General features: G+C 63.3%; 25 protein-coding genes. 11 read left to right on the top strand and 14 right to left on the bottom strand.

Going from position 1 to position 23609, the window contains the following annotated elements:
• The first annotated feature begins 35 nt into the window (after positions 1–35).
• Positions 36–2138: an acyltransferase family protein gene (locus ATN38_RS22435; protein ID WP_218748697.1), complete on the top strand. Its 2103-nt coding sequence runs from the start codon at positions 36–38 to the stop codon at positions 2136–2138.
• 9 nt (positions 2139–2147) lie between these two features.
• Here the strand turns inward: ATN38_RS22435 and ATN38_RS22430 are convergent, their stop codons facing one another.
• From ATN38_RS22430 to ATN38_RS22420, 3 genes are read right to left on the bottom strand one after another with little or no spacing between them, the layout of a single operon-like run.
• The gene (locus ATN38_RS22430) at positions 2148–2816 is read right to left on the bottom strand and encodes a histidine phosphatase family protein (protein ID WP_042453186.1); all 669 of its coding nucleotides are present in this window, start codon (positions 2814–2816) and stop codon (positions 2148–2150) included.
• The gene (gene pheA / locus ATN38_RS22425; protein ID WP_003945402.1) at positions 2813–3727 is read right to left on the bottom strand and encodes a prephenate dehydratase; all 915 of its coding nucleotides are present in this window, start codon (positions 3725–3727) and stop codon (positions 2813–2815) included. The genes ATN38_RS22430 and pheA overlap by 4 nt, the downstream gene beginning before the upstream one ends.
• 31 nt (positions 3728–3758) lie before the next feature.
• Positions 3759–4397: a hypothetical protein gene (locus tag ATN38_RS22420; RefSeq protein ID WP_007736015.1), complete on the bottom strand. Its 639-nt coding sequence runs from the start codon at positions 4395–4397 to the stop codon at positions 3759–3761.
• 139 nt (positions 4398–4536) lie between these two features.
• Here ATN38_RS22420 and ATN38_RS22415 point away from each other — a divergent pair, with 139 nt between their 5' ends.
• The 5 genes from ATN38_RS22415 to ATN38_RS22395 all read left to right on the top strand — a co-directional run bounded on the left by ATN38_RS22415 (position 4537) and on the right by ATN38_RS22395 (position 8697).
• Positions 4537–5316 (top strand): DUF2470 domain-containing protein, encoded by a 780-nt coding sequence (locus ATN38_RS22415; RefSeq protein WP_003945406.1) that lies wholly within the window; start codon positions 4537–4539, stop codon positions 5314–5316.
• A 10-nt stretch (positions 5317–5326) separates the two neighbouring features.
• Positions 5327–6148, top strand: a complete 822-nt coding sequence (locus ATN38_RS22410) for a CPBP family intramembrane glutamic endopeptidase (protein ID WP_218748696.1) — start codon at positions 5327–5329, stop codon at positions 6146–6148.
• A 160-nt stretch (positions 6149–6308) separates the two neighbouring features.
• Positions 6309–7544 carry an LCP family protein gene (locus tag ATN38_RS22405; protein WP_007736010.1) on the top strand — a complete coding sequence of 412 codons (1236 nt, stop codon included), beginning with the start codon at positions 6309–6311 and terminating at the stop codon, positions 7542–7544.
• Positions 7545–7643: 99 nt separating this feature from the next.
• Positions 7644–8114 carry a hypothetical protein gene (locus tag ATN38_RS22400; RefSeq protein ID WP_218748695.1) on the top strand — a complete coding sequence of 157 codons (471 nt, stop codon included), beginning with the start codon at positions 7644–7646 and terminating at the stop codon, positions 8112–8114.
• A gap of 37 nt (positions 8115–8151) precedes the next feature.
• Positions 8152–8697 carry a ferritin gene (locus ATN38_RS22395; RefSeq protein WP_003944176.1) on the top strand — a complete coding sequence of 182 codons (546 nt, stop codon included), beginning with the start codon at positions 8152–8154 and terminating at the stop codon, positions 8695–8697.
• A gap of 11 nt (positions 8698–8708) precedes the next feature.
• Here ATN38_RS22395 and ATN38_RS22390 read toward each other — a convergent pair whose 3' ends face one another.
• Positions 8709–9650: a cytochrome c oxidase assembly protein gene (locus tag ATN38_RS22390; RefSeq protein WP_042920585.1), complete on the bottom strand. Its 942-nt coding sequence runs from the start codon at positions 9648–9650 to the stop codon at positions 8709–8711.
• Between the two features lie 126 nt (positions 9651–9776).
• Here ATN38_RS22390 and ATN38_RS22385 point away from each other — a divergent pair, with 126 nt between their 5' ends.
• Positions 9777–10421 (top strand): thioredoxin domain-containing protein, encoded by a 645-nt coding sequence (locus ATN38_RS22385; protein ID WP_083057965.1) that lies wholly within the window; start codon positions 9777–9779, stop codon positions 10419–10421.
• On the opposite strand, the gene ATN38_RS22380 is transcribed toward ATN38_RS22385, so the two are convergent.
• The 3 genes from ATN38_RS22380 to ATN38_RS22370 are packed head-to-tail and all read right to left on the bottom strand — an operon-like array spanning position 10422 to position 12383.
• Entirely contained in the window at positions 10422–11369 is a 948-nt protein-coding gene (locus tag ATN38_RS22380; RefSeq protein ID WP_003944128.1) for a M56 family metallopeptidase, read from the bottom strand.
• Entirely contained in the window at positions 11366–11725 is a 360-nt protein-coding gene (locus ATN38_RS22375) for a BlaI/MecI/CopY family transcriptional regulator (RefSeq protein ID WP_003944179.1), read from the bottom strand. Before ATN38_RS22375 ends, ATN38_RS22380 begins: the two co-directional genes overlap by 4 nt.
• A gap of 28 nt (positions 11726–11753) precedes the next feature.
• Positions 11754–12383, bottom strand: a complete 630-nt coding sequence (locus ATN38_RS22370) for a M23 family metallopeptidase (RefSeq protein ID WP_218748774.1) — start codon at positions 12381–12383, stop codon at positions 11754–11756.
• Positions 12384–12562: 179 nt separating this feature from the next.
• Between ATN38_RS22370 and ATN38_RS22365 the strand changes: the two genes are divergently transcribed.
• Together ATN38_RS22365 and ATN38_RS22360 are read left to right on the top strand one after the other, a co-directional pair.
• Positions 12563–13489, top strand: coding sequence for a cation diffusion facilitator family transporter (locus ATN38_RS22365; protein ID WP_218748694.1), 927 nt, complete (start codon positions 12563–12565; stop codon positions 13487–13489).
• A gap of 154 nt (positions 13490–13643) precedes the next feature.
• Complete coding sequence (locus tag ATN38_RS22360; protein ID WP_030535839.1) at positions 13644–14189, top strand: ferritin; 546 nt, start codon at positions 13644–13646, stop codon at positions 14187–14189.
• Here the strand turns inward: ATN38_RS22360 and ATN38_RS22355 are convergent.
• Genes ATN38_RS22355 through ATN38_RS22340 form a run of 4 tightly spaced genes read right to left on the bottom strand, consistent with a single transcriptional unit; the run spans position 14186 to position 17722 of the window.
• Positions 14186–15004, bottom strand: a complete 819-nt coding sequence (locus tag ATN38_RS22355; protein ID WP_003944129.1) for an alpha/beta fold hydrolase — start codon at positions 15002–15004, stop codon at positions 14186–14188. The two genes, ATN38_RS22360 and ATN38_RS22355, sit on opposite strands and share 4 nt — an antisense overlap.
• Before the next feature lie 53 nt (positions 15005–15057).
• Complete coding sequence (locus ATN38_RS22350; protein ID WP_003944127.1) at positions 15058–15972, bottom strand: DUF5926 family protein; 915 nt, start codon at positions 15970–15972, stop codon at positions 15058–15060.
• 11 nt (positions 15973–15983) lie between these two features.
• A complete protein-coding gene (locus tag ATN38_RS22345) occupies positions 15984–16748 on the bottom strand; it encodes a glycerophosphodiester phosphodiesterase (RefSeq protein WP_003944175.1) in 765 nt (254 codons plus the stop codon).
• On the bottom strand, positions 16745–17722 hold the full coding sequence (locus tag ATN38_RS22340; protein WP_218748693.1) for a DUF4328 domain-containing protein: 978 nt from the start codon (positions 17720–17722) through the stop codon (positions 16745–16747). The genes ATN38_RS22345 and ATN38_RS22340 overlap by 4 nt, the downstream gene beginning before the upstream one ends.
• Positions 17723–18137: 415 nt before the next feature.
• Between ATN38_RS22340 and ATN38_RS22335 the strand changes: the two genes are divergently transcribed.
• Positions 18138–19913, top strand: a complete 1776-nt coding sequence (locus tag ATN38_RS22335; protein WP_218748692.1) for a hypothetical protein — start codon at positions 18138–18140, stop codon at positions 19911–19913.
• Positions 19914–19934: 21 nt separating this feature from the next.
• A complete protein-coding gene (locus ATN38_RS22330; protein WP_058038067.1) occupies positions 19935–20864 on the top strand; it encodes an LLM class F420-dependent oxidoreductase in 930 nt (309 codons plus the stop codon).
• Between the two features lie 15 nt (positions 20865–20879).
• Here ATN38_RS22330 and ATN38_RS22325 read toward each other — a convergent pair whose 3' ends face one another.
• From ATN38_RS22325 to ATN38_RS22315, 3 genes are all read right to left on the bottom strand, one after another.
• On the bottom strand, positions 20880–21476 hold the full coding sequence (locus ATN38_RS22325; protein ID WP_223304488.1) for a hypothetical protein: 597 nt from the start codon (positions 21474–21476) through the stop codon (positions 20880–20882).
• Between the two features lie 111 nt (positions 21477–21587).
• On the bottom strand, positions 21588–22301 hold the full coding sequence (msrA, locus tag ATN38_RS22320) for a peptide-methionine (S)-S-oxide reductase MsrA (protein ID WP_020905733.1): 714 nt from the start codon (positions 22299–22301) through the stop codon (positions 21588–21590).
• Complete coding sequence (locus tag ATN38_RS22315; RefSeq protein ID WP_047272742.1) at positions 22240–23418, bottom strand: acyltransferase; 1179 nt, start codon at positions 23416–23418, stop codon at positions 22240–22242. The genes msrA and ATN38_RS22315 overlap by 62 nt, the downstream gene beginning before the upstream one ends.
• Positions 23419–23609 lie beyond the last annotated feature (191 nt).

Below are 23609 nucleotides of genomic sequence, written 5' to 3'. Positions count from 1 at the left end.
GGGCGTCCCTTCAACGCCCGGAGCCTTACTTCAGCATGCAGTTCTCGCGTCAACCGTCGTCACCGGGCGAACAAGGCTCGGTCGCCACGATCGACCGGCCGAACGAAGAACGGGCAACAACACCGCACCGACAAGACCTGAACGGACTGCGTGGCCTCGCCATCGGTTTGGTGGTCGTATTCCACGTCTGGTTCGGACGGGTATCGGGCGGGGTGGACGTCTTCCTGGTTCTGTCCGGATACTTCTTCGTCGGCTCACTGGTTCGACGCGCCGAAGCCGGGGGTTCACTCAACCCGGTCCCGGCACTGCGGCGGGTGTTTCTGCGGCTGTTCCCCCTGATCGCGGTGGTCAGCATTTTGACCGCACTGGGGACCGCGTTGCTGCTGCCACGCACACGCTGGGCCGATCTGGGCGATCAACTGATCGCGGTGCTCGGGTTCTTCCAGAACTGGCAGCTCGCCAGCACCGCAAGCGACTACCTGGCCGCCGACGGCTCGGTCACTCCCCTGCAGCACCTGTGGTCGATGGCCGTACAAGGTCAGTTCTATCTCCTGGCCATCGCACTGGTCTCCGTGATCGCTTATGTCGCTTCACGCGTGAATCCCAACTATTTCCGCCCGTCACTCGCGGTCACCCTTCTGGTTCTGACCGCAGGATCTTTTCTCTACGCACTCGCCAAATCTTCGCGTCACCAAGCCTGGGCGTACTACGACTCCGGCGCCAGGTTGTGGGAATTGGCCCTCGGTGGTCTGCTGGCCGTTCTGATGACCAGCACACGCAGTCGGCAGATCGCATCCCTGCCGTTCTCGGTCAGAGCAACGATCGGCTGGGCGGGGCTTTCGTCGATCCTGTTGTGCGGCATAGTGCTCGACGGCGCCCAGCAGTTCCCCGGCCCGTGGGCGCTGGTGCCGGTGCTGGCCACTCTTGCGCTGATCCTGTCCGGAGTCGGCGACGACACGCCTTGGACGTCGAAGACTCTTGCCCATCCGGCACTGACGTGGCTCGGCTCGTTCGCATTCGCGCTGTACCTGATTCACTGGCCGATTCTGGTGTTTGCACTCGTGATCACCGGACGCCCCGAAGCCGGCCTGCTCGGCGGGGCACTGATCATCGCCCTCTCCGTCGCGGGGGCGCTTGCACTCCGGCGCCTGGTCGAGGTTCCGGTGGAGCGCGGAGGCCGCTCGCGCCGGTACACCGTCCTGGCTTGCGTCGTCACCGCTGCCGTGGTCCTCGCCGCTTCGGTCGCCTGGCAGTCGTACGCGAGCAGCCAGACGACGGGCCAGCGGGCAGTCGACACCCTCGACCTCCCGACCCATCCCGGCGCACTCGCGCTCACCGACGGTGCCGAAGTACCTAAGGCGTCGATGGTTCCCTCGATCTTCGATGCGCCACTGGACCTTCCGGCCAGTACGCTCGACGGCTGTATCGCCGATTTTCTCGAGCGGGACGTCGTCCACTGCACCTACGGCGACGCCGATGCAGACAGAACCATCGCGCTCGCGGGTGGTTCGCACTCCGAGCACTGGCTCACTGCGCTCGACGAACTCGGCAAGAGTCACGGGTTCCGCGTCGACACGTATCTGAAGATGGGCTGCCCGCTCACCATCGACTCCATGCAGACGTTGTCGGACAACGACTATCCGGATTGCGTCGACTGGTCGCGTGGAGTACTGACCGAGTTGGCCGACGCCTCACCCGATTTCGTGTTCACGACGGCAACCAGGCCGAGTTCCGACGGCCCTGGCGACGTGACGCCCGAGTCTTACGTACACGTGTGGGAGGAACTGGAGCGCGACGGTATCGACGTACTCGCCATCCGCGATACCCCCTGGCTGCACCACGACGGCGTCGCCTACCGCGCGATCGACTGTCTGGCGACAACCACGTCACCCGATCACTGCGCGATGCCACGGTCCGAAATGCTCAGCGACGTCAATCCGGCGCCGTCGGCAATCGGCGATCTGACCAACGTCCGTCTACTCGACCTCAGCGACGGCGTGTGCGGACCGGAGCTGTGCCGCGTCGTGGAGGGAAATGTGTTGGTGTATCACGATTCCCACCACCTGACAGCCAGCTACGTGAGAACGCTGTCCGCTGAACTAGGGCGCCAACTGAGCGTCCAGACCGGTTGGTGGTGACGCCGGCCGTCAGCCCATCACGTCGTCGGCACCGGGGATGAGTCGGTGCTCGAACGGCGGGTTGACGGTTCCCCAGCGCAGGCACTCCCAACCGCCGTCGACCGAAGGCAACAGTTCGACAGTCTCGGTGTTGGCCAAGTGGTTGTTGGCTGCGAACAGACCGGGGACACCGGCAAGCTGGGCTGCGACAAGACGGATCGCTGCACCATGACTGACCACGACGATGTCGCCGCCGTCTCGTGAGCCTTCGAGAAATTCTTCGCGCAGCGCATTGACGACGGGGACGTATCGCTCCAGGACGTCGTATCCCGTTTCACCACCGGGGATGCGAGCGCCGAGGTTGCCGGTGTGCCAGTGATGGAACGTCTCCATGAACAGTCGGTGCGCGGCCTCGTCGGTACGATCTTCGAGGTCACCGGCCTGCACCTCGTGCAATCCGTCCCGCACATCCAGGGATACGCCGGCGGCCTGCTCCACGAAACCTGCAGTCTGCCGGGCACGCAAAGCCAACGACGATACGAGTGCCAGCGGCGGCGCCGAAGCCAGGCCGATGCCCAACGTCTCGGCCTGTGCCAACCCTTCCGGCGTGAGCTTTGCTCCGGGTAGTGCGGTGTCGAGACGTTTGGCGACATTCGCCTCCGTCTGACCGTGCCGAACGAGGATGAGCCTTCCGGTCATCGTTCTCCCCCTCCATGCTTGAGTTCGTCGATCCACCGAATCGCTTCTTCGTCCGAAGGAGGTTGTGGCCCGGTCGAATTCGCTGTCGCCCACGACCCCAGGAAGCGGACTCCGGATTTACGATGCAGCGCACGCATCGCCTCGGCCACCAGCGAGTCCTCGACGTGTCCGACGCAGTCCACGAAGAACCGGTACGTGCCCAATTCCGTTCGCATCGGCCGTGATTCGATCCGAGTCAGATCGATACCGCGAGCGGCGAATTCGGAGAGTGCACGCACCAGGGAGCCGGGAGCGTTGTCGAGGTGAAGCACCAGCGCGGTGCGATCGGCACCGGTCCGCGCCGGAACCGGGGCCGGCTTGGTGACCAACACGAAACGTGTGCGGGCGCCGCCTACATCGGCGACGTTGTCCGCCAGGCTGTCGAGTCCGAGCATCTGACCTGCCAAAGCCGTGGACACACCGGCGTCGACGGTTCCGGCCTGCACATCCAGGGCCGCACCGGCGTTGGACGACGCCAGCACCACCTCGGCCTGGGGCAGGTTCTCGGCGATCCATCCGCGGACCTGCGCGCCCGCATGCGGGTACGCGCCGATCGTGCGGACCTGATCGGCGGTGGTCCCGGCCCGAACCAGGATGGAGAAACTCACGTCCAGATCGGTTTCGGCGACGATCTGCAGCGGCGAACCGAGAGCGAGTGAATCGAGCGTCGGAGCTACGCCGCCTTCCACCGAGTTCTCGAAGGGAACCACGGCTCCGTCCACGGAACCGTCGCGAACCATGTCGAGAGTCGCCGGCGGACTGCCTGCCGGTACTCGCTCGACGGTTTCGCCGAACGCGCCCTCAGCCTCCAACTGGGCGAGAGCTATCTCCGTGAAGGTTCCCGACGGACCGAAATACGCGATTCTTGGCACGCCTAAAAGATTACGCACCGACCCACGCCGGTCACTGCAAACCCGCGGCACGCAAAGCCGTTTCCACTGCAGGCAGATCCGCGACCTCGATCGTGAGCAGCACCTCACGCATGGCCGACGCGGCTTCGGGGATCAGCGCGGCAAGTTTTTCCGGCTTCGGATCGACCATCGCGGCGCGCACGTCGTCGCCGCGCAGTGCAGCGACGGTGCCACACAGCAGGGCGATCACCTCGTCGCCGTCGGCCGCGCGGGCTACGAAACCGACGGACTCGTGCGCGAGTACCGCCAGGAAATCAGCCACTTCGGTGGGCGTAAGACCGGCGGCGAGTCCGGGGATCCGGCCACCTTCGCACAGACGCAGCGCCGCTTCGGCGGGTGTCAGATCCTCTTCGCCGCCGTCGACATACACAGCGAGCGGAGCGGGCAGGCGCAGCGCGATCGCGTCGTCGATCTGGTCGGTGGTGACGTCGACGTCGAAACGGACGGCCTCGTACGACGCTTCCGTGTCCGCACGCAGTTCTTCCGGATCGATATCGAGACGGACGACAACCCGGCCTGCTGCTTCGCCACCGATCAGAACCGACGCCGGAACAACCGGGAGAAAGAGTGCTTCGAGGAGTCCGCGCGAGTTTCTCGGGGCGGGCAGCCCGAGTGAGAGAGGAATGGCCACAGACAAACCGTAACCCCGGCGCAGGCGGCGGATTCCACGCGAGTTGCGCAAAAGTCTTGCGATTCACACCGAAGCGCCTTAGGTTAGGGTTACCTCATCATCCGATGGAGTTCGAGAGAACACCCGCCAAGGGGGCAGCATGGCAACGAAGACCAGCACCGGCCCGTCCACCGCCGAACGCGTCCGCAGCGCCTGTGTGCGCGCACAAGACGCAGTTCTCGCCATCGAAGGCAGCGATCCCACCGTCACGTCGGTGCATCACCTGCGTTCGAACGGTGACGTCGTCGTTGCAGTCCCACATGCCTCCGCTGCTGCGGCTCTGGCCTGGAACTCCGGCGGCGGCGGCCTGCCTGCCGTCCTCGAGATCACCGATCACGCACCACTGCGGCTGCGTGAGCCCGTGCGCTCCCTCGTGTGGCTTCGCGGCTCGTTGCACGCCGTGCCCGACTACGAGGCACGCGTTCTCGCCGACGACGTCGCATCCGAACATCCACACCCGGGGCTCCTCGACATCGGCCACACCTCGGTCCTCCTTCGCTTGAGCCTGGCCTCGGCTGTAGTCGCTGATTCAACGGGGGCAGAACCCGTCGCCGTGGACGAACTGCTGAACGCCAGCCCCGATCCCTTCTGGGAAATGGAGACCGCATGGCTGCAGCATCTCGACGAAGACCACCGCGACCTCGTGGACCTGCTCGTGCGCAAGCTTCCCCCGTACATGCGCACCGGACGCGTTCGCCCACTCGGCATCGACCGCTACGGACTTCGCCTGCGGGTCGAGGATCACACCGGTGACCGCGACGTGTGGATGCCGTTCGCCAACCCCGTCGACGACGCTCCCGCGCTGAGCCGCGCCATCCGCATGCTGGTCGGGTGCCCTTTCCTCAACGGCCTCCGATCGGGCGGCGCATCAAACGGCTAGCGTTGCGCGGGTGAATGCCCGCGAAACCGTCCGCACCTGGTTACGGCCGCCGACTCCCGTCCCGGCCGGCCCGGCCCTCGATCCGGCCGCCAGACGCGGAGTCTGGATCGAGATCACGATCGTCCTGCTGGTCACCTTCGGACTCAGCGGATTGTCCGGGATCCTCTCACTCGCCGAATCCTTGGCGACGCCGGTTGCGCTCTCGGATCAGACGGTTGCACTCAACCCGTCACGGGCCGCCATCGACTGGATCGACCTGGCGCGCCAATTGCTGGGCGTCGCAAAGCTTCTCGCGTGGGCAGCGCTGGGACTCTATCTACTGTGGCGTTCGGGGATCGGTCCACGTGCTGCGGGACTGACCCCCAAGCCTCGATTCGGGCGCGACATCGCTCCGGGATTCGGCCTCGCCGCTGTGATCGGTCTCCCCGGTCTGCTGTTCTATCTCGTGGCTCAGGCACTGAGCATCAACCTCACCGTCCAGGCCAGCGCGCTCGACGATCACTGGTGGCGAGTGCCGATCCTCGTACTGTCCGCGATCGCGAACTCCGGTGCCGAAGAGGTGCTGGTCGTCGCCTACCTGATCACTCGCCTCCGAACGCTGGGTTGGAGCGAGAACAAATCACTGCTCGCGTCGTCACTCCTGCGCGGCAGTTACCACCTCTATCAGGGGTTCGGTGGCGGCGTCGGAAACGTGATCATGGGGCTCGTGTTCGGCCGGTACTGGCAGCGCACCGGGAAACTCTGGCCGCTGGTCATCGCCCACGCTCTCATCGACATGGTGGCGTTCATCGGTTACGCCCTCCTGCGCGATCACATCTCCTGGCTGCCGTGACCGGTACCGTGAACTGGTGACCGGCGACTCCGAATATCCTCAGCGCCCTCCGCGGCGCCAGCCGCCAGGGCCACCTCCGCGTGGACCGATGCCTCCGAGGCAGAACCCTCCACGCCAGAATCCACCCCGTCAGGGCCCACCCCCGCAGCGGCGTCCACCGATGCCGCCGGAAGGGCCGACGGTCATTCGCCGCGACGGACGCCCGCAGCAGCAGAATCCGGCCAATCAGGCCTGGTCACAGGTCCCACCACAAGCGCCGCAGCAGCCCAGGCGTGAGGACTGGGCGCCGACCCAGCGCCCGCAACCGTTTCAGGACGACCCGCGCAGGCAGGGCCCGCCGCGTCAGGATCCGCAGCGCCAGGCGAAGTATGCGCCCGCACCGCCGCGCCGAACCCCGCCGAACGCCCCGCCGCGCCCTCCCGAACCTCCGAAGCAGCGACGCCCCCGCAAGCGTCGTAGCTGGGGTAAACGTATCGGCATCACGTTGTTGGTCTTGCTGCTCGCGCTGGCCGGCGCGATCTACTACGTCGACAGTTCCCTCAATCGAATCGACGCGCTGCCCGACTACGCGGGACGCGTCGCCGATACTCCGGGCACGAACTGGCTGATCGTCGGCTCCGACAGTCGTGAGGGGCTCACCCCCGAGCAGGAGCAAGCCCTTGCGACGGGCGGCGACACCGGTCCCAAGCGCACTGACACGGTCATCTTGGTCCACGTCCCCAAAAGTGGGAAGACGACGATGGTCAGCATCCCTCGCGATTCGTACGTTCCGATTCCCGGCTACGGGTCGGACAAGATCAACGCCGCCTTCGCCTTCGGTGGCGCTCCATTGCTGGTGCAGACCGTCGAAGAGGCAACGGGGCTTCGCATCGACCACTACGCCGAGATCGGATTCAGCGGGTTCGCCGGCATCGTCGACGCCGTCGGTGGCGTCAACGTGTGCCTGGCACAGCCGATCGACGATCCGCTGGCCGGGATCAACCTCCCCGCCGGATGCCAGGATTTGAAGGGTTCGGACGCACTCGGGTTCGTGCGAACTCGCGCGACGGCGCTCGCCGACCTCGACCGCATGAACAACCAGCGCCAGTTCATGTCGGCGTTGCTGTCGAAGGCGACGAGTCCGACCACGTTCCTCAATCCGTTCCGGTTGTGGCCACTCGTCTCCGATACCGCCAAATCTCTACAGGTCGACGAAGGCGATCACATCTGGAATCTGGCCTCACTCGCCTGGGCGCTTCGCGGCGGGATGACCACCACGACGGTTCCGGTCGCCGGTTTCGAGGACGTGGACGGTTCGGGCAACGTGTTGTTGTGGGACAAGGCGCGCGCTTCGCAGTTCTTCGACGCCCTGGCCAACGATCAGCAGATTCCACAGGATCTGATCACCACGGGGTAATCGCCCTGAGTTCCGGTAGTACCGCGGGAGGACAAGCCCGGCGAACAAATCGCTTTCCGGCAGGACGCGGAATCGGCGGCCGAAAAATACCGTGAAGGTATGAACACAACATACCGCCGATTCCGCACTCTCGCCGTCGTTGCCGCCGCCGTCGGAGCTGCTGCACTCGTGACGTCCTGCTCCGGAACCTTCGAGAAGTTCGACGACTCCAAGGCGTACAAAAAAACCGAAACCTTCTCTTTTGCACAAGCATCCAACGGAATCGACACACTGCCGAGTTGGGTTCCCGCCGGCGCAACGGGTATCGACGAGGTCATCCGCACCACCGGCAACGAACGCATCCTGCGAATGACTGCGAACATCGCGGAGATAGATCACAACAGCTGCATCGCACGACCCACCGTCGAAACTCGTCCCGCATCGTTGTCCGCACAGTGGTGGCCGACGGGGGTCGAGAAGGGCAGTTCTTTTCAGTGCGGCGATTGGTACGTCGGCGAAAAGGACTCGTTCGTCTACGGGTACCGACCGGAAACTGTGGGCTTCGTCATCGATCAGCTCGACAAGAAGTAGCTCCCTCTCAGCGGCGACGACCCAGTAACCTGTTGGGATGACACAGGCGAAGAACTCGAGCGAATTCACCACTCTGCTGCGTCAGCAGATCCGTAACGAGTTCACTGCATCGCAGCAGTACATCGCGGTAGCGGTGTACTTCGATGCACACGATCTTCCGCAGATGGCCGCGCGCTTCTACAGCCAGGCCACCGAGGAACGCGGTCACGCGATGATGATGATCCAGTACCTGCTCGACAACGACCTCGACGTGGACGTTCCGGGCATCGACGACGTCGTGACGAAGTTCGACAGTGTCCGGGCTCCGGTCGAGTTGGCACTCGAGCAGGAGAAGACGGTCACGGAGCAGATCACGCAGCTGGCACGCACCGCGCGCGATACCGGCGACTACCTGGGCGAGCAGTTCATGCAGTGGTTCCTCAAGGAGCAGGTCGAGGAAGTGGCAAGCATGACAACACTTCTCACCATCGTCGACCGCGCCGGCGACAACCTGTTCCACCTCGAAACATTTGTCGCACGCGAGATGAACACCCCGGCCGCTGCCGACGCAATGGCGCCGACGCCCGCCGGCGGCGGCGTCTGAGGGCCACCGGCCTACCGAGTCTCAGGCCGCTCGGCGGCGTTCAGTGATCTGAGGAAATTGTTGTACGCCTCAAGATCACTGTCGCCGTCGATCTCGGCGCGGCGGTCCAGGTCGGCATTCATCCGTTTGTCGTCGCGGTTCCAGCGCATCGCGAAGATCACGACCACCACCAGCGCGACGGGCTCTCCGTACGACCACGCGAGGGCGCCCGCCAGCTGCTGATCCTGCATCACGTCCACGCCCCACTCCGGAGGCGGATCCACGAACGTGGTCAGCAGCGGCTTTGTCGCCATCATGAGTACGACGCCGATGAACACGTGCAGCGGCATCTCCACGAACAGGTCGAAACACCGGCCGAGGTAGCTCTGTCGCACCGGCAGTGGGCCGGTGGCGAGCACCGGCATGATGAAGAGCAGACCGCTGGCGAGAAAGAAGATCTCGAGAAAGACGTGTCCAGCCGGTAACGCCGAGACGGTGTCGAAGATCGGCGACAGGTAGATCCCGTAGTAGCTGAACAGAAATACCGGGATCGTGAACCCGGGGTGCAGCATCCACCGCGCCGGCGGGCTGCGCAATGCCGAGAGGGCAAGCGCGAGAATGCCTTTTCCTATTCCTCGGTGCGGCGTCGAACGTAGTAGCAGCAGTCCCGGCGAGCCCAGTACCCAGAGCGGCGGGATCGCCATCGAGAGCGTCAGGTGTTGGAACATCCAGACGCTGAAGAGTTCGTAGCCGTAGCTCTCGACCTTCAGTCCGGTCACCGCGATCAGCAGCAGGCACCCACCGAGGAAACACGCTGTCCGATGCCACGGCCATGGTCGCCCACTCGCGCGAACTCGCTGAGCGCCAGTCCAATACCAGAGTGCAAGAACAACTCCCAGGGCAGGAAGAAGCGGGAGGGATGAGGTATCCCACTCCAGCATCTGCCCGATCGACGGCGGCGGCGTGTCATTCACGAACGCTTCACCGGCGGGTCCTCCTTCGTCTCCATGCGGGTACCGTCGACTCTACACCTAACTACTATGTTGGATAGTATTTAGGAATTCGACGGAAGGTACAGGTGCACAGCAGTGTCCAGAAGCATGAAGATATCCGCCGCCCTGATCGCGGTGTTCGCGGTAGCACTGATCACGTTCATCACCGTCGATCCGATTCGGGCAGACAACGAGAACGCCGATCGGGCAGCACAATCCACCGCCGTCCTCACCGACGACGCGTACCGATTGACCTCGGCCGCCGACGGCAAGGTGAACCTGGTCGAATTCCTCGACTTCGAATGCGAAGCCTGCCTCGCGCTGTACCCGACGATGGAGCGGATCAGAGCGGAGTACGAGGGTCGAATCACGTTCGGCATCAGATACTTTCCGATTCCGAGTCACACCAACAGCACTCTCGCGGCGCAGGTCGTCGAATCCGCATCTCGCCAGGGCAAATTCGTCGAGATGTACAAGCGAATGTACGAGACGCAGTCGCAATGGGGTGAATCCGCCGAATCACAGGAGGCGCTGTTCCGTTCCTACGCACAAGATCTCGGACTTGACATGGCCCGATTCGAATCCGACCTCGGCAGCCGCGGCGTCCGCGAGCGGGTCGAGCGCGACTTCGAAGAAGGCCGACGCCTCGGCGTCCAAGGTACTCCGACGCTGTTCCTCAACGACGTGAAGCTGGACCAGATGCCGAGCTACGAGCAGTTGAAAGCCCAGATCGATTCGGCCTTGGGAGAATGATCAGGTCAGAACAGCGCAGATCCCCGCGGAGACGGCCACCGTCACGGCTGCGGCAACGGCCGTCGTGACAGCGGCCGGCGCACAGGCCGCCACCGCGCAGGTCAGTCGCCGAGGCGACGCCACGTCGCCGTCGACCAGGGAACTCAATCGCACCGCGGTCGCGCTGCCGCGATCGCTCAAGCTCCAGTCCGGCTGAGGAAGCGGCGATTTCGACACCACGGCAAGGGCGGAACGCACCGCAGCCGGGCTGGTGACGCGAGCGGCGTGTCTGTCCGCCGACAGTTCGACGATCGCGCCGACGGCAGCGGGTGCCGCCGCGAACAACGGCACTCGCGGAAGAACAGCGGCCAAGACTTCGCACGCACCGACAATTCGGTGATGACCGCCGCTCAGGTGTGCACGCTCGTGCGCGAGGACAGCATCACGCTCGCCTCCACTGAGAGCGGATGACAAGCCTTGCGTCGCAACAACAAATCCAGGCTTTCCGGCGACGCTGTACGCCATAGGCAGCGGATGATCCAACCACAACACGTCGGACTCCGAGTTGTCGCGGCGCGCGACGATCGAGAGAACATCACGATGGAAATCTCGGACCCTCGCGTGCTCACGTGCCTGCTTGCGGCCGGCCAGCACGATCCGAACGGCGATCACACCCACCACAGCAACGGCTGTACCGGTGATCAGTTCACCCACCCATGAACTCGTGCCGTGCGCGAAGGCGCTGAAACACCGAGCGATACCGTCGACCAGCCCCTCGACCGGCGCGTGGCTCGGCCACACCAGAACCAAGACCGCGGAGAGAGCGAGATACAAAGCCGACGCCATGCTGCCGAGCCACGCCGCGAGCAGCACCGCCGGTGACAACGCCGAGGAAACGGCTCGCAACACTCTCGGAACCAGGAATCCCACGAGCATCGCACCGAGAAACATCGGCAACGCCAATGTCATTGCACACCTTCCCCGGAAAGACCCCGGCGCAGGGCCTCGTTCTCGGCATCTGTCATGGTCTTGGCGAAGTGCAACAGCACGGCAGCGGAATCGGAACTGCTGTCCAACAATTCGCGCAGTGCTCTGGATGTGGCCTCTTCACGGCTGCGACTCGGCCGATAGAAGTAGGCGCGACTCTTCTTCTCACGACTCACCCAGCCCTTGTCGTAGAGATGCGTCACGACGGTCAGGATGGTGGTGTACGCAAGTTGTCGACGCTCACCCAGGGTCTCGACCAGATCCTTGACCGAGAGCGCGTCGTCGGACTGCCAGAGCACATCCATGACCTCGGCTTCGAGTCCGCCAAGCCCCTGCATTGCTCCTCCATCGCGTCGTGACAGAACTTCAGTCGCCCGTGGTCTTCTCCCCGAACGACACGCCCCGGGAATTCAGGTACGCGAGCGGATCGGTCTTCTGTCCGTCAGATTGCCACACCTCGTAGTGCAGGTGTGGTCCTGTCGATTGTCCACGATTGCCCACGGTCGCGATCAACTCACCCGCCCGCACCTTCTGACCCGCAACCACGAGCGCCTCGTTGATGTGTCCGTAGACGCCGACGGTCCCGTCGTCCTGCTGGATGCGGACCCAGAGCCCGAATCCCACGGCGGGACCGGATTCGAGCACAACACCGTCGGTCGCCGACACGATGGGCGTTCCGATCGCGTTCGCGATGTCGAGACCGTAGTGGGTGGTTCCCCACCGTGGACCGAAGTTGGACGTCATCGTCCCGCTGACGGGGGCCATCACCTGTGGCTTTTCGGCCTCGAACGCCAGCGCCGCTCGCTCGGATTCGAGTTGTCGCGTCTTGCCGAGTTGTTCGGCTATTCCAGCAAGATCCGTCGGCCGGACAAGGTCGAGGATCTCCGGCGCCGACACCGCAGATGCATCCTCGACTGCAATCGGCGGCGGCGACGCGTGCCCGATGGAAGTGCCGGACGCGAGGATTGCACCCGTCGCCACGGAAACCGCGGCCATGCGCCCGCCGGGTCTGATCGGCTCGGATTTTCGATGTCTTCCCACTTCTCGGTCCTCGCGTCGATGACAAATGAAGGTCTACGCCGCCACCTTACAACTATGTTGCATAGTTTTTAAGACATGCACTATTGCGCATATATGCATATGTGTCTAGGCTGGCGTCGACGAAAGGACCTTCGATGTCACACGGACACGGGCACGGAATCTCCCCCGCCGAGGCTGCGACCAGCAACAGCGGCAAGCATGTCAACAAACTGTGGATCGCCGCCGGCCTCGGGTTGGTGACCTTCGTGCTGCAGGTGACGGTCGGCCTCTTCACCTCGTCACTGGCCCTGCTCTCGGACTCGGCGCACGTGTTCACAGACATCTTCGGCATCTTCATGGCGCTCGCCGCGATCCTCGTCGCACAGCGTGCCGCCCGGCGCCCCGACCGTACTTTCGGCATGTACCGCACGGAAGTGTTTGCGGCACTGGCCAATGCGATCCTGCTCTTCGCAGTCGCCGGGTGGGTGCTTTACGAGGCCGCCAGCCGCTTCACGGATCCGCCCGAGGTTCCCGGCCTTCCCGTCGCGACAGTCGCCGTCGTCGGTCTGGCGATGAACGTCATCGCCTTCCTCATGCTGCGCAGCGGCGCGAAGGAAAGCATCAACATCCGCGGCGCCTACCTCGAAGTCATGGCGGACATGGTCGGGTCCATCGGCGTCCTGGTCAGCGGCTTGGTCACGCTCGCGTTCGGTTGGCGCTACGCCGACCCCGTCATCTGCGTCGCGATCGGCCTCTTCGTCTTGCCACGTGCCTTCAACCTGGGCCGCCACGCCGTTCGCATCCTCCTCCAGCAGGCTCCCGACCGCATCGACGTCACCTCGATCATCGAGAAGATCAACGCTCTGCCGGGAGTCGTCGACGCGCACGATCTGCACGTCTGGACACTCACCTCGGGGATGGAAGTTGCTTCCGTTCACGTCACCGCGGTCAGTGACGCCGATCCCACAACGGTGCTCGCAGCAACCCGAACCTTGCTTGCCGAGGTATTCGAACTGGGGCACGCCACCGTACAGGTGGAACTACAGGGAAGCGACGGTAAATGCGCGGAACTCGCCTGGTGAAATGGACATTCCTAAATGAAACATTCGAATTCACCGGGCTCGATAACCTCACCGAATTCGAAGAAAAATTAGGTCTTCTTTAGTTTGGGAACGCTTACCACAATAAGGTCATACTGGGATGACAGGGCCTCTGACCTGCACTATCTTGGAATTCATGACTTCTGGGGAGACTCACATGACCAAATTCCACGCACTACTCCGAGACCAGATTCGCAACGAGTTCAACGCTTCGCATCAGTACATCGCGACAGCGGTTTACTTCGACAATGCGGATCTGCCACAGCTGGCAAAGCACTTCTACAAGCAGGCTGTGGAAGAGCGTAACCACGCCATGATGATCGTTCAGTATTTCCTCGATCGCGACATCAATGTCGAACTCACCGGCGTCGACGCCGCGAAGGCCGACTTCAAGGATGCCCGCGAGCCCATCGCTCTCGCGCTGACGCAGGAGAAGACGGTCACCGAGCAAATCGTCCAGCTCGCGAGCACTGCCCGCGAAGAAGGCGACTACCTCGGCGAGCAGTTCATGCAGTGGTTCCTCAAGGAGCAGGTCGAGGAAGTTGCAAGCATGACAACACTTCTCACCATCGCGGACCGCGCAGGCGCCAACCTGTTCGACCTCGAAGACTTCGTGTCCCGCGAGATGAGCACCGTCGGTGACACCACCGGTGCACCGAGCGCAGCCGGCGGAACCATCTAGCCTGCAGCACTCACGGATTTTGCCCTCGAGCCGAACGGTTCGCTTCCTGCCAGCAGGATCGAACTGATCAGCTCGGGGGCATCTGTCATCGGTACGTGCCCCAGGCCGGGCAGAACCATCAACTTTGCCTGCGGGAACGGCTTTTTCACGCGCTGCGCCTGATACACGGGCAGGATGAGATCGCGTCGACCCCACGCAACCGTCACCGGCACAGTGGGATCCACGATGGGCGGCAGCACGAAGTCCATCTCGAGACCGAGATCGACGAGTTCGTTCGACACGAGCGAACGGCAGTCGGCCAACGCCGCTGCATAACCGACATGACTCGGATGAGCGAAGAACGCGGCGAGCGCCGGATAGCGAATCAGCTTGTACCGCAATGCGCGTGGCAATCCGTCACCCATGAGCTTGGCCGTGCCGCGCAGTGCACGGAACGTGTTGATCGCTCGCACCTGATCGAGGTGATTCACAAAGAACCCGGCCGGCGAAAGAGCTGTCGCCGACGCGACATCTCCGCGCGCTGCCAGCGAGAGGGCAATCCAGCCGCCGAGGGAGTTTCCCGCGACGTGGGCACGCTCCCCCGCCGGCGTCACTTCCTTGACGAACTCACTGACATCGTCGATCAGCTGTCCCATGACGTCCGGACCGAGTTCGGGCAGCAGCGACTCTCCGTGACCCGGCAGGTCGACGGTGACGACGCGGCGGTACGGCGTCAGCTGGTCCAAAAGCGAATCCCACGCCTGCCGTCGATGGACGATGCCATGGACGAGCACAAGCGTGGGACCACTACCGGAGATGTCATGCGACAAGGTCATGTCACCAACATTAACCGTAACTTCGCGTAACGCCTATAGTTCGGGCGAAAAAATCAGCGCAGCGTGACCTGACGACCACGAAGTCCGTCGCGCGAGCGAAGCTCGGCCGAGGTCAGCGGAGCATCGACGGCCAGAGCCTCGGCAAGACGCTCACCGAGCTCGACGGTTGCCGCTACCCACTCGTTTGCATGCTTTTCGCGGTCGAGGTCGAAGACGGGAACCAACAGGCCGTGGGTGCGGAACGAGCCTGCGTAGCGCGAGCCCTCACCCAGATGCAGTCCACCGGTCGCGTGCACGCGCGCCAGCGCGAGCATCAGGTCGTCTTCGCTCTCGGGACGAACCCAACGCAGGTGCGCCTTCTCGCCGGCGTCGACCCACCACGCGGCAACGAGGCCGTCGCCTTCGAGGCGTGCAGAGGGCATGATCGCCGAGTTGGCGTGCTGCACGGTGGCGGCAACCTCGGGATCGGTTTCGACGCCCTCGGGGATCCACCAGTTGAAGTTCTGGTGCACGGTGATGTCGAGCAGGGCCGAGGGATCGACGACAGCGGTGACTGCGGGGGTCTCGGAATCGGGGTTCGCGGCAGAAAGCGCGTCGCCGGGGGCCGCGTCCTTGATCCAGTTCACCGAAGCGGCGAGGTCTGCGCCGAGGTCGGCCGAGTGCGCCTGAACCTGGACACCGACAAATCCTGTGGCCGTCTCGCCCTCGTCGCGGACGAGTGCGGCAACAGCGCCGGGGAGGACCGTTGCCAACGTGACGGGACGGTCGGAGCCGATGACCGGCAACGGAGCCGTGGCGGACGGAACGAATTCGCGCAGCGCAACCAGATCGCACTCGGCGGCAAGGCCCTCGAACGGGCGGCTGACTACGCCGGCAGCGGCTTCACGCTCTGCTTGGCGTGCCGCCAGCTTCTCTGCGCGTGCGCTGCCCTGCTTCGGTCCACTGTTTCTTTTGCTCTTCTTGGCCACGAGGGCAAAATCTACACGCTGCCCAGCCATTGCTTCGTGCGCCCGGGATGGTTGGTGGCAACCCAACTGACCCCGAGCTCACGACACAGGTCCACATCCGCCTTGTCGTCGACGGTCCAGCAGTACGTCGCGCGACCCGCAGCAGCGGCCCGATCGACCAGATCGGGATGTTCGCGCAGAGCCTTGATCGACGGCCCGATCGCCGTAGCGCCCACAGCCGTCGACGCACCGCCGCCGAGGTACCGCGACGCGTCACCGAGCAGGACCGTCGGCAGCAGCGGTGCCGAACGACGCACTCGCCAGACCGCACTAGCCGAGAAAGACATGACCACTGCCCGCGAGTGATCGGCCGACGGCGGCGACGCGATCCCGAAGCGGTGCAGTTCCGCCAGGAGTTTGGCTTCGACCAATCCGCCGAACCTCACGGGGTGCTTGGTCTCGATGAACAGCTTCACCGGGCGCGCAAAATCCAGAGCGAGGGTGATGAGGTCGGAGAGAGTCAGCAGTTCGGCCGGTTCGCTCGTCGACCCGTAGTCCAGAGCGTTCAGCGAATCGAGCGTCATCTCGCTGACGATCCCCGTCCCGCTGGAGGTGCGGTCGACCTTGCGGTCGTGAACGCAGACCAGGTGTCCGTCGCGGGTGAGCCGGACGTCGCATTCGAGCCCGTCGGCACCCTCCTCGAGGGCCAGTTCGTAGGCGGCGAGGGTGTGCTCCGGCCGCGCAGCCGACGCACCTCGGTGCGCAACGACGAGTGGACCTCGACGATCTGGGCTCACAGGGCAGCGGTCTCCTTCTCGTCCAGCACCGTCTTCTCTTCCAGCACCGTCTTTTCTTCCAGCACCGAGCGCGGCACTGGCACCCACCGGGTTTCCGATTCCGGTTCACCGCGCCAGCTCTTGCGCTCGATCCGGCGGATCACGACGAGTGTCAACGCCGCGGTGACGGCAGCGATCAGTGCGATGAAAGCGTTCAGCAGAACCCCGTCGGCCATTGCCTGAATCCCCGGGCGTGATCGCCAGTACGCGTTGACCACCAGCAGCAGAGCGCTGAATCCCCAGAAGCCCCACCAGATCTTGACCAGCAGGGTTCCGCGCGGATCGCGGCGGACCAACTCGAAGAGATAAACGGCCGGCATCACCAGGTTGAGGATCGGCACAGCGCAGCCGACGACAACTTCCGACGCTATGCGTGGATCGGATTCCCGGACGCCTGCGAAGTGTTCACGACGCCGACGAAGCAGCCAGCACACAGCGGCGATTGCCGCGAAGACCGAGATCAGCAGTCCACCCAACTGAGTGAAGTACACGGCGGCGTCGGAGACCGTGAGCAGCGGCTGCGGGATCAGCCTGGTGCGGTTGCGGACCAGGATCGCGTATCTGCCCAGTTCGGCGAACACCGCCAGTCCGTAGAGGATCGTTGCGAGCGTCAGCAACGGCCCGACTCGGTCGGCCATCCGGTCCGCTCGCGAGGGCGGCACCGGTGAGGTGTCGACGACGTCCTGGAGTCCCCACCGCGGGACAGCGTCGTAGCGCGGAGTGGAGAAGCTACGACGCACTGGTGCGTCCCCCACGCCGCGGGGGTCGGACGGGGAGCGCGCGATCCAGCGGAAGCCACGGCGGTTGGGCGGTTGGTAGATCTCGGTGCGGGTGGGGATCAGCAGGACGCCGCTGCAGCGCGGGCACCACTGCGTCGGGCCGCCGACGACAGGCCAGCGTGCGGCGCACCGGGCGCAGACCTGAACGACACTCACAACTTCGATTCTGTCACGCCGTATCGGTAACGGCAGCAAATGGATTCACTCCCGATTTGTGATCGAACCTCCACCGCGTTCACCTGCATTGTTCGAATAATGTGACCTCCGCCACTTAAAAACTCGAGTTATCCACAGTTTCCACAGGTTCATCCACAGTTCTGGATGAATGAATCGGGCTTTATCCACAGGTCACGGGCAAGACCCTGAGAATTTGCTGACAGGTGTTAGCGAACGATGCACAGGCTCGAGGATGAATTTGACACCGCAGGTCAGTGAACTTTCGGGCGTCGACGTCATTTATCCCGGCAAAGTTCACAATCCATTCAGAAATTGCTCCCGAAAAGACAGAAAAGACCGGTATCCCCTTTTTATGAGAAGTCGGTTTTTGACACACCTGGAAGCATGACCGTCGATGACTTCTCCACAGCCCGAGCCAACTCTGACGTTCACCCCGAGACGGGTCACGCAGCTCGCGTTCGTGTTGATCGGATGTCAGCTCGTCATTCGCGTCTGGGTTGCCGCGAGCAATTACTTCTACTGGGACGACCTCATCCTGATGGGCCGCGGAGGACGCTTCCCACTCTTCTCGAGCGAACTCCTGCTCTACGACCACGACGGTCACTTCATGCCCGCGGCCTTCTTCTTCACCGGGTTGATCGCCCGTTTCGCGCCGTACAACTGGGCGCTGTCGGCAACGCTGCTCGTCATCGGTCAGGCCGCCGCGTCGTTGGCGCTTCTGCGCACTCTTCGGTTGGTCCTCGGCCGGCGACCGGCACTGTTGATTCCGCTGCTCCTGTATCTGTTCGTCCCGCTGACACTTCCGGCGTTCTCGTGGTGGGCAGCCGCGCTCAATGCATTGCCGCTCCAGATCGCGCTGGCCTGGGCATGCGGCGACGCGATCAAGCTGTACCGCACCGGGCAGGTGCGCTACGTGTTCTCGGGCACCGCGGTTTTTGTCATCTCCTTGCTGTTCTTCGAGAAAGCAGTGCTCGTTCCGTTCGTGGCACTCGCTTTTCTGGTGCTGTACTTGCGCACACAAGGTGAAGGAACGCCGATACGAAGTGCGATCACGAAGTGCCGACTCCTGTGGACGGCCTGCGCCGCCGTGCTCGCGATCTGGATTCCGGTGTATCTGACAACTGTCGAATCTCCGATCACCGGATACGGCCGTTCGATGTCCACCGAACTGCTGCATCACGGAACGTCTTTGGGGATGCTTCCCACTCTTCTCGGCGGCCCCTGGCGCTGGGAGCGGTGGATCCCCAGCCCCGCCTGGGCCGATCCGCCGACGCTCTTGGTGGTCGCATCCTGGGCCGCGCTGCTGACGACGGCCGTGATGACAGTGCGTGCCCGACGCGGCGCTGCCTGGATCTGGGCTGCCGCGGCGCTGTACTTCCTGGCCTCCGTGGTGGCGATGACCGCTACCCGATCCGACACCGACACCACTTACGAGTTGGCGCAGACCTTGCGTTACTTCACGGATTCGGCGACGGTGTTCGCCCTCGCCGCCGCTCTTATTCTCGCTGCGCCTCGGCGACGTCCGGCCCGTTTGCCCGTCGCAGTCGCCGCCGGCCTGTCAGTGCTCTTCGTGATCAGTTCGCTCGTCTCGACCGTCACGTTCGTCGACATCTGGCGCGAGAACCCGACCCGCGACTACCTCGCGAACGCGCGAATGTCGTTGTCACAGAATCAGGATGCTCCACTGCTCGAGCAACCCGTCGCGATCGAAGTGCTCCTTCCCGTCGCCTTTCCGAACAATTTGGCAAGCAACGTTCTCGCGCCGCTGCCTGATCGCCCCGAATTCTCTTCCAGCACTCCGATTCTGCGCACCATCGACGACGGCGGTCAGATCGTCGATGCCGAAGTGACCTGGACGAGAAGGATTCCCGAAGGAACGGCGCCGAACTGCGGCACCCGTGCCGAAGGCCCGACCGAGCTCCCCCTCGACGGCCCCCTGGCCGGCTGGGAATGGACGGTTCAGCTCAATTACCTCGCCAGCGCCGACGGAACGATCGATGTTGCGTTGGAGTCCGGCGACGCAGTATCCGTACCCGTCACCCAAGGTTTGCACTCGGTGTTCGTGCGCCTGGTCGGCCACGGAAACAGCGTGAAGATCACGCCGACAACACCGGGACCGACCCTGTGTTTCGGCGCCGGACAAGTCGGTGCCGTCGTCCCGACCAAGTGAAATAGTGGCAGAGTGGAAGTCATGGAGCTGCGTATATTCACCGAACCCCAGCAGGGCGCTACCTACGAACAACTACTGACTGTTGCCCAGACCGCCGAAAAACTCGGCTACGGCGCATTTTTCCGCTCGGACCACTATCTCGCCATGAATTCCGACGGTCTTCCCGGACCCACCGACGCATGGATCACGCTCGCCGGAATCGCCCGCGAAACGTCCACCATCCGCCTCGGCACTCTGGTGACGTCGGCTACGTTCCGTCACGCCGGACCGCTGGCCATTTCGGTCGCACAGGTCGATCAGATGAGTGGTGGCCGCGTAGACCTCGGCATCGGCGCCGGCTGGTACGAGGAAGAGCACCAGGCGTACGGCATCCCGTTTCCGGCGCTCAAGGATCGCTTCGAATTGCTCGAGGAAACTCTCGACGTCGTGACCGGTCTGTGGCGTACGACGGTCGGCGACACGTTCGACTACGACGGTAAGCACGTGCAGATCAAGAACTCTCCCGCGCTTCCCAAACCGCACCAGGTCGACGGTCCGCCGATCCTGATCGGTGGCACGGGCAAGAAGAAGACTCCGGCGCTCGCCGCTCGGTTCGCAAACGAGTTCAACATCCCGTTCAAGTCCCTCGAGGAAACGAAGGACATCTTTGCGCGGGTTCGTCAGGCTTGCGTCGAGCACGAGCGCGATCCGAACGAATTGGTGTACTCCAACGCTCTCGTCCTGTGCTGCGGCCGCGACGAGGCGGAGATCAAGAAGCGCGCCGAGGCTATCGGACGCGACGTCGACGAGCTACGTGAGAACGGTCTGGCCGGAACACCTTCGGAGCTGGTCGACAAGATCGGCACTTTCGCCGAGGCCGGTTCACAGCGCGTGTATCTGCAGACTCTCGATCTCGCCGATCTGGATCATCTCGAACTCGTCGCAAGCGAGGTCATGCCCCAACTGCAGTAAAGAATGGGCCGGGATCTACAGCGCGTTCGCGTCGAGGAACGCGCGTAGGTCTCGGTCCCACTGGGCCGAGCGGGAACGGTCGAGAAAGACGCGCACCAGCATGAAAGCGATGACCAGCAGCGACATCACGCTGAACCAGGTGAAAACCCCGGTCACCACGGCTGCGACGTCGGCAGCGCTCTGAGTGATCGGAGCTACGGTCTTGTCGCCCTGATCATTGACGTAGATGGGGACCTCGGTGCCGGCGGGCGTCGCCGAGTCGACAGTGACATCACCCGTATGAACCTGGCCGTTCCAGTTCCACTGCGCGCTGGCCATTTCGGTGGTCGGCGCAATGTAATCGGCTGTCGAGGCGGTGGTCTGCGTCGAATCTGCAGTCGTCGTCGCCGAAATGCTGTGTAATTCGGCGGATTGTTTGGCGATCAGTGCGTTCTGGCTCGAAGCAGTCGCAGCCCCTGCCCATACCGCGAGAGGCAGCAGAAGAATCGCGAAAATGATCAGACCGAAGGACATGAACCCTTCGATCCGATCACTGCGGCGAACCATCGGATCGTGGCCTACATGAATGGTGCGTCGGAGCAGCGACGCAGTTCCTCGCGTACTACCTGACATTGTGAGCTCAGTTCTCTCGACGACACACTCTTACATCGAGATTCCCTTTGTTTCGATCTAGTTGCAAGTGTTAACGAGCTGAATCACATGTGTCCTCCAACACCTGTCCAGTTATTCGCTCGGCGGAAGGATGTCCGTCTGCGCCGGAACCTGATCCTGACGGAGCAATCCGACCGGGCAACTGACGCCCGTGGCATGCACCGGGCAGTAACCGCCGGGATTCTTCGCCAGATACTGCTGGTGGTAATCCTCCGCGTAGAAGAAGTCGCGCAGCGGGCCGATTTCGGTGGTGATCGCTCCATATCCGGCTTCGGCAAGCCGTTCACCGAAAGCGACGGCCGACGCATGAGCAATTTCTTCCTGCTCCGCGGACGTCGTGAAGATCGCCGAACGGTACTGCGAGCCCTGGTCGTTACCCTGACGCATCCCCTGCGTCGGATCGTGGTTCTCCCAGAAGTGCGCCAGGATCTGCTCGTAGGAGATCACTGCGGGATCGAAGACCACCAGCACGACTTCGGTGTGACCCGTACGTCCGGAGCACGTCTCTTCGTACGTCGGGTTGGGCGTGAAGCCGCCCGCATAACCCGCAGCGGTCGTGTACACGCCGGGAAGCTGCCAGAACTCCTTCTCGGCGCCCCAGAAACAACCCATCCCTACGACGACCGTCTGCAGTTCGGCCGGAAACGGCGGCGTCAGCGGATGCCCGTTGACGTAGTGCGCGGTCGGAACCGGCATTTTCTGCTCTCGGCCCGGGAGTGCGTCCTCAGGCGCGATCAGCGTGGATTTTGCGGACGCTCGTCCCAGAATGTCGTCGTACCAGCTCATGCTTCGATGCTACGCGCGAGCGACTGTTTCGCCACGCCGTGATCGCCCGGGCGCCGGGCAGCTCCACCCACCGGTAGCCGATTTCTGCTACCGCGGCCGTGGCCAGAAGGAAGAGCGCAAACGCCAGGGTCGGTCCGACGTACAAAACAGTGTTCTCGACGACGCGGTACAGGATCAGGGTGTGCACGAGATAGATGACGTAACTACGCGTCGAGAGCCACTTCACGACCGGCCAGCGCGTCGGGACGCCGTCGTAGCGGCCGATGAGAACTACCGCTGCGGCGACTACCGAAATGGTCCACAGATAGTGCTCACCGGCCCAGTAGACGCGGAACTGGGTCGCCACGATGATGACGTGCATCTGGACGAGGACGGCCGCGATCAGCCAGCGGCCGGGAGCGAGCTTCGCCCACGCGAGGTACATGATCTGGCCGAGGAAGACGGCCGGCAGCGTCGCGGCGATCTTGGACAGCATCGGCACGGTGTACGGCAGCGGCGCGTAGACGTTGTAGAGCAGCACCAGCGAGCACAGCGCACCACCGGCGAGCGGCATGACGATCGGTCGCAGCCGCAGTATCGGGCGAGCCGCTACGCATGCGAGATAAAAGAGGAATTGGACGGTGAGTGTCCAGGTCACTCCCAGAACTGCTACCTCGGGCTTGAGAAAGAATCCGCCGAGAAAAAAGCTCATCAACGCTTCGGTATCGGAAATACCTTCCTGACCGCTGAACATTCCGTTGATTCCGAGGCGGACCAGAAGAATGGCAATCGCGGTCGCCACCCAGAATGCGGGCAGCAGTCGACTGAATCGGTTGGTCAAGAACTTTCCGGGGCCGTCGCGAATCGCGGATCGCGTCACCAGAGCACCGGTAAGCATCATGAATACTGCGACGCCGACAAAAGAGAGGTGCTGGTTGAGTTCGGCAGGCTCGATCAAAACGCCGTAGACGACGTCGATCACCCACCAACCCGAGCCGAGATCGTCGATGACGTAGAAAGAGATGTGGGAGTAGATCACGGCGGCAACCGCCAGGGCTCGCAGCAGGTCAGCGCCCGGAAGATTCACCCGAGGCGCGGCCGCCTCTGGTGATTCCGGGAGGAAAACTGGTGCGGGCATCGCGCAAGTTTAAGGTTCCGTTCACCTTTACGACGAATTTGCGCATATTAGCTTACCCTTAGATCGGGGCAAGTTCGGTTTCCCAAACTTTATTCTTTGGTGATTACTACCTGAGCCGGACTGTTGCGGACGGTGTACGAATGTTATTGGGTGGAAACCCGAAGAATGATTTGCACATACGCGAGTGACGT

It is taken from the genome of Rhodococcus sp. FH8, assembly GCF_019266085.1.
In the GTDB taxonomy this organism is placed as follows: Bacteria; Actinomycetota; Actinomycetes; order Mycobacteriales; family Mycobacteriaceae; genus Rhodococcus_F; species Rhodococcus_F qingshengii.
This window is presented reverse-complemented; position numbering and strand designations above follow the sequence as displayed.

Bases quoted from the DNA above. Each gene is read 5' to 3' on its own strand.
- ATN38_RS22435 (WP_218748697.1), top strand. From the start codon at position 36: ATGCAGTTCTCGCGTCAACCGTCGTCACCGGGCGAACAAGGCTCGGTC.
- ATN38_RS22430 (WP_042453186.1), bottom strand. From the start codon at position 2,816: ATGACCGGAAGGCTCATCCTCGTTCGGCACGGTCAGACGGAGGCGAAT.
- ATN38_RS22415 (WP_003945406.1), top strand. From the start codon at position 4,537: ATGGCAACGAAGACCAGCACCGGCCCGTCCACCGCCGAACGCGTCCGC.
- ATN38_RS22405 (WP_007736010.1), top strand. From the start codon at position 6,309: ATGCCGCCGGAAGGGCCGACGGTCATTCGCCGCGACGGACGCCCGCAG.
- ATN38_RS22400 (WP_218748695.1), top strand. From the start codon at position 7,644: ATGAACACAACATACCGCCGATTCCGCACTCTCGCCGTCGTTGCCGCC.
- ATN38_RS22395 (WP_003944176.1), top strand. From the start codon at position 8,152: ATGACACAGGCGAAGAACTCGAGCGAATTCACCACTCTGCTGCGTCAG.
- ATN38_RS22385 (WP_083057965.1), top strand. From the start codon at position 9,777: ATGAAGATATCCGCCGCCCTGATCGCGGTGTTCGCGGTAGCACTGATC.
- ATN38_RS22380 (WP_003944128.1), bottom strand. From the start codon at position 11,369: ATGACATTGGCGTTGCCGATGTTTCTCGGTGCGATGCTCGTGGGATTC.
- ATN38_RS22375 (WP_003944179.1), bottom strand. From the start codon at position 11,725: ATGCAGGGGCTTGGCGGACTCGAAGCCGAGGTCATGGATGTGCTCTGG.
- ATN38_RS22370 (WP_218748774.1), bottom strand. From the start codon at position 12,383: ATGGCCGCGGTTTCCGTGGCGACGGGTGCAATCCTCGCGTCCGGCACT.
- ATN38_RS22365 (WP_218748694.1), top strand. From the start codon at position 12,563: ATGTCACACGGACACGGGCACGGAATCTCCCCCGCCGAGGCTGCGACC.
- ATN38_RS22360 (WP_030535839.1), top strand. From the start codon at position 13,644: ATGACTTCTGGGGAGACTCACATGACCAAATTCCACGCACTACTCCGA.
- ATN38_RS22355 (WP_003944129.1), bottom strand. From the start codon at position 15,004: ATGACCTTGTCGCATGACATCTCCGGTAGTGGTCCCACGCTTGTGCTC.
- ATN38_RS22335 (WP_218748692.1), top strand. From the start codon at position 18,138: ATGACTTCTCCACAGCCCGAGCCAACTCTGACGTTCACCCCGAGACGG.
- ATN38_RS22330 (WP_058038067.1), top strand. From the start codon at position 19,935: ATGGAGCTGCGTATATTCACCGAACCCCAGCAGGGCGCTACCTACGAA.
- ATN38_RS22325 (WP_223304488.1), bottom strand. From the start codon at position 21,476: ATGTCAGGTAGTACGCGAGGAACTGCGTCGCTGCTCCGACGCACCATT.
- msrA (WP_020905733.1), bottom strand. From the start codon at position 22,301: ATGAGCTGGTACGACGACATTCTGGGACGAGCGTCCGCAAAATCCACG.
- ATN38_RS22315 (WP_047272742.1), bottom strand. From the start codon at position 23,418: ATGCCCGCACCAGTTTTCCTCCCGGAATCACCAGAGGCGGCCGCGCCT.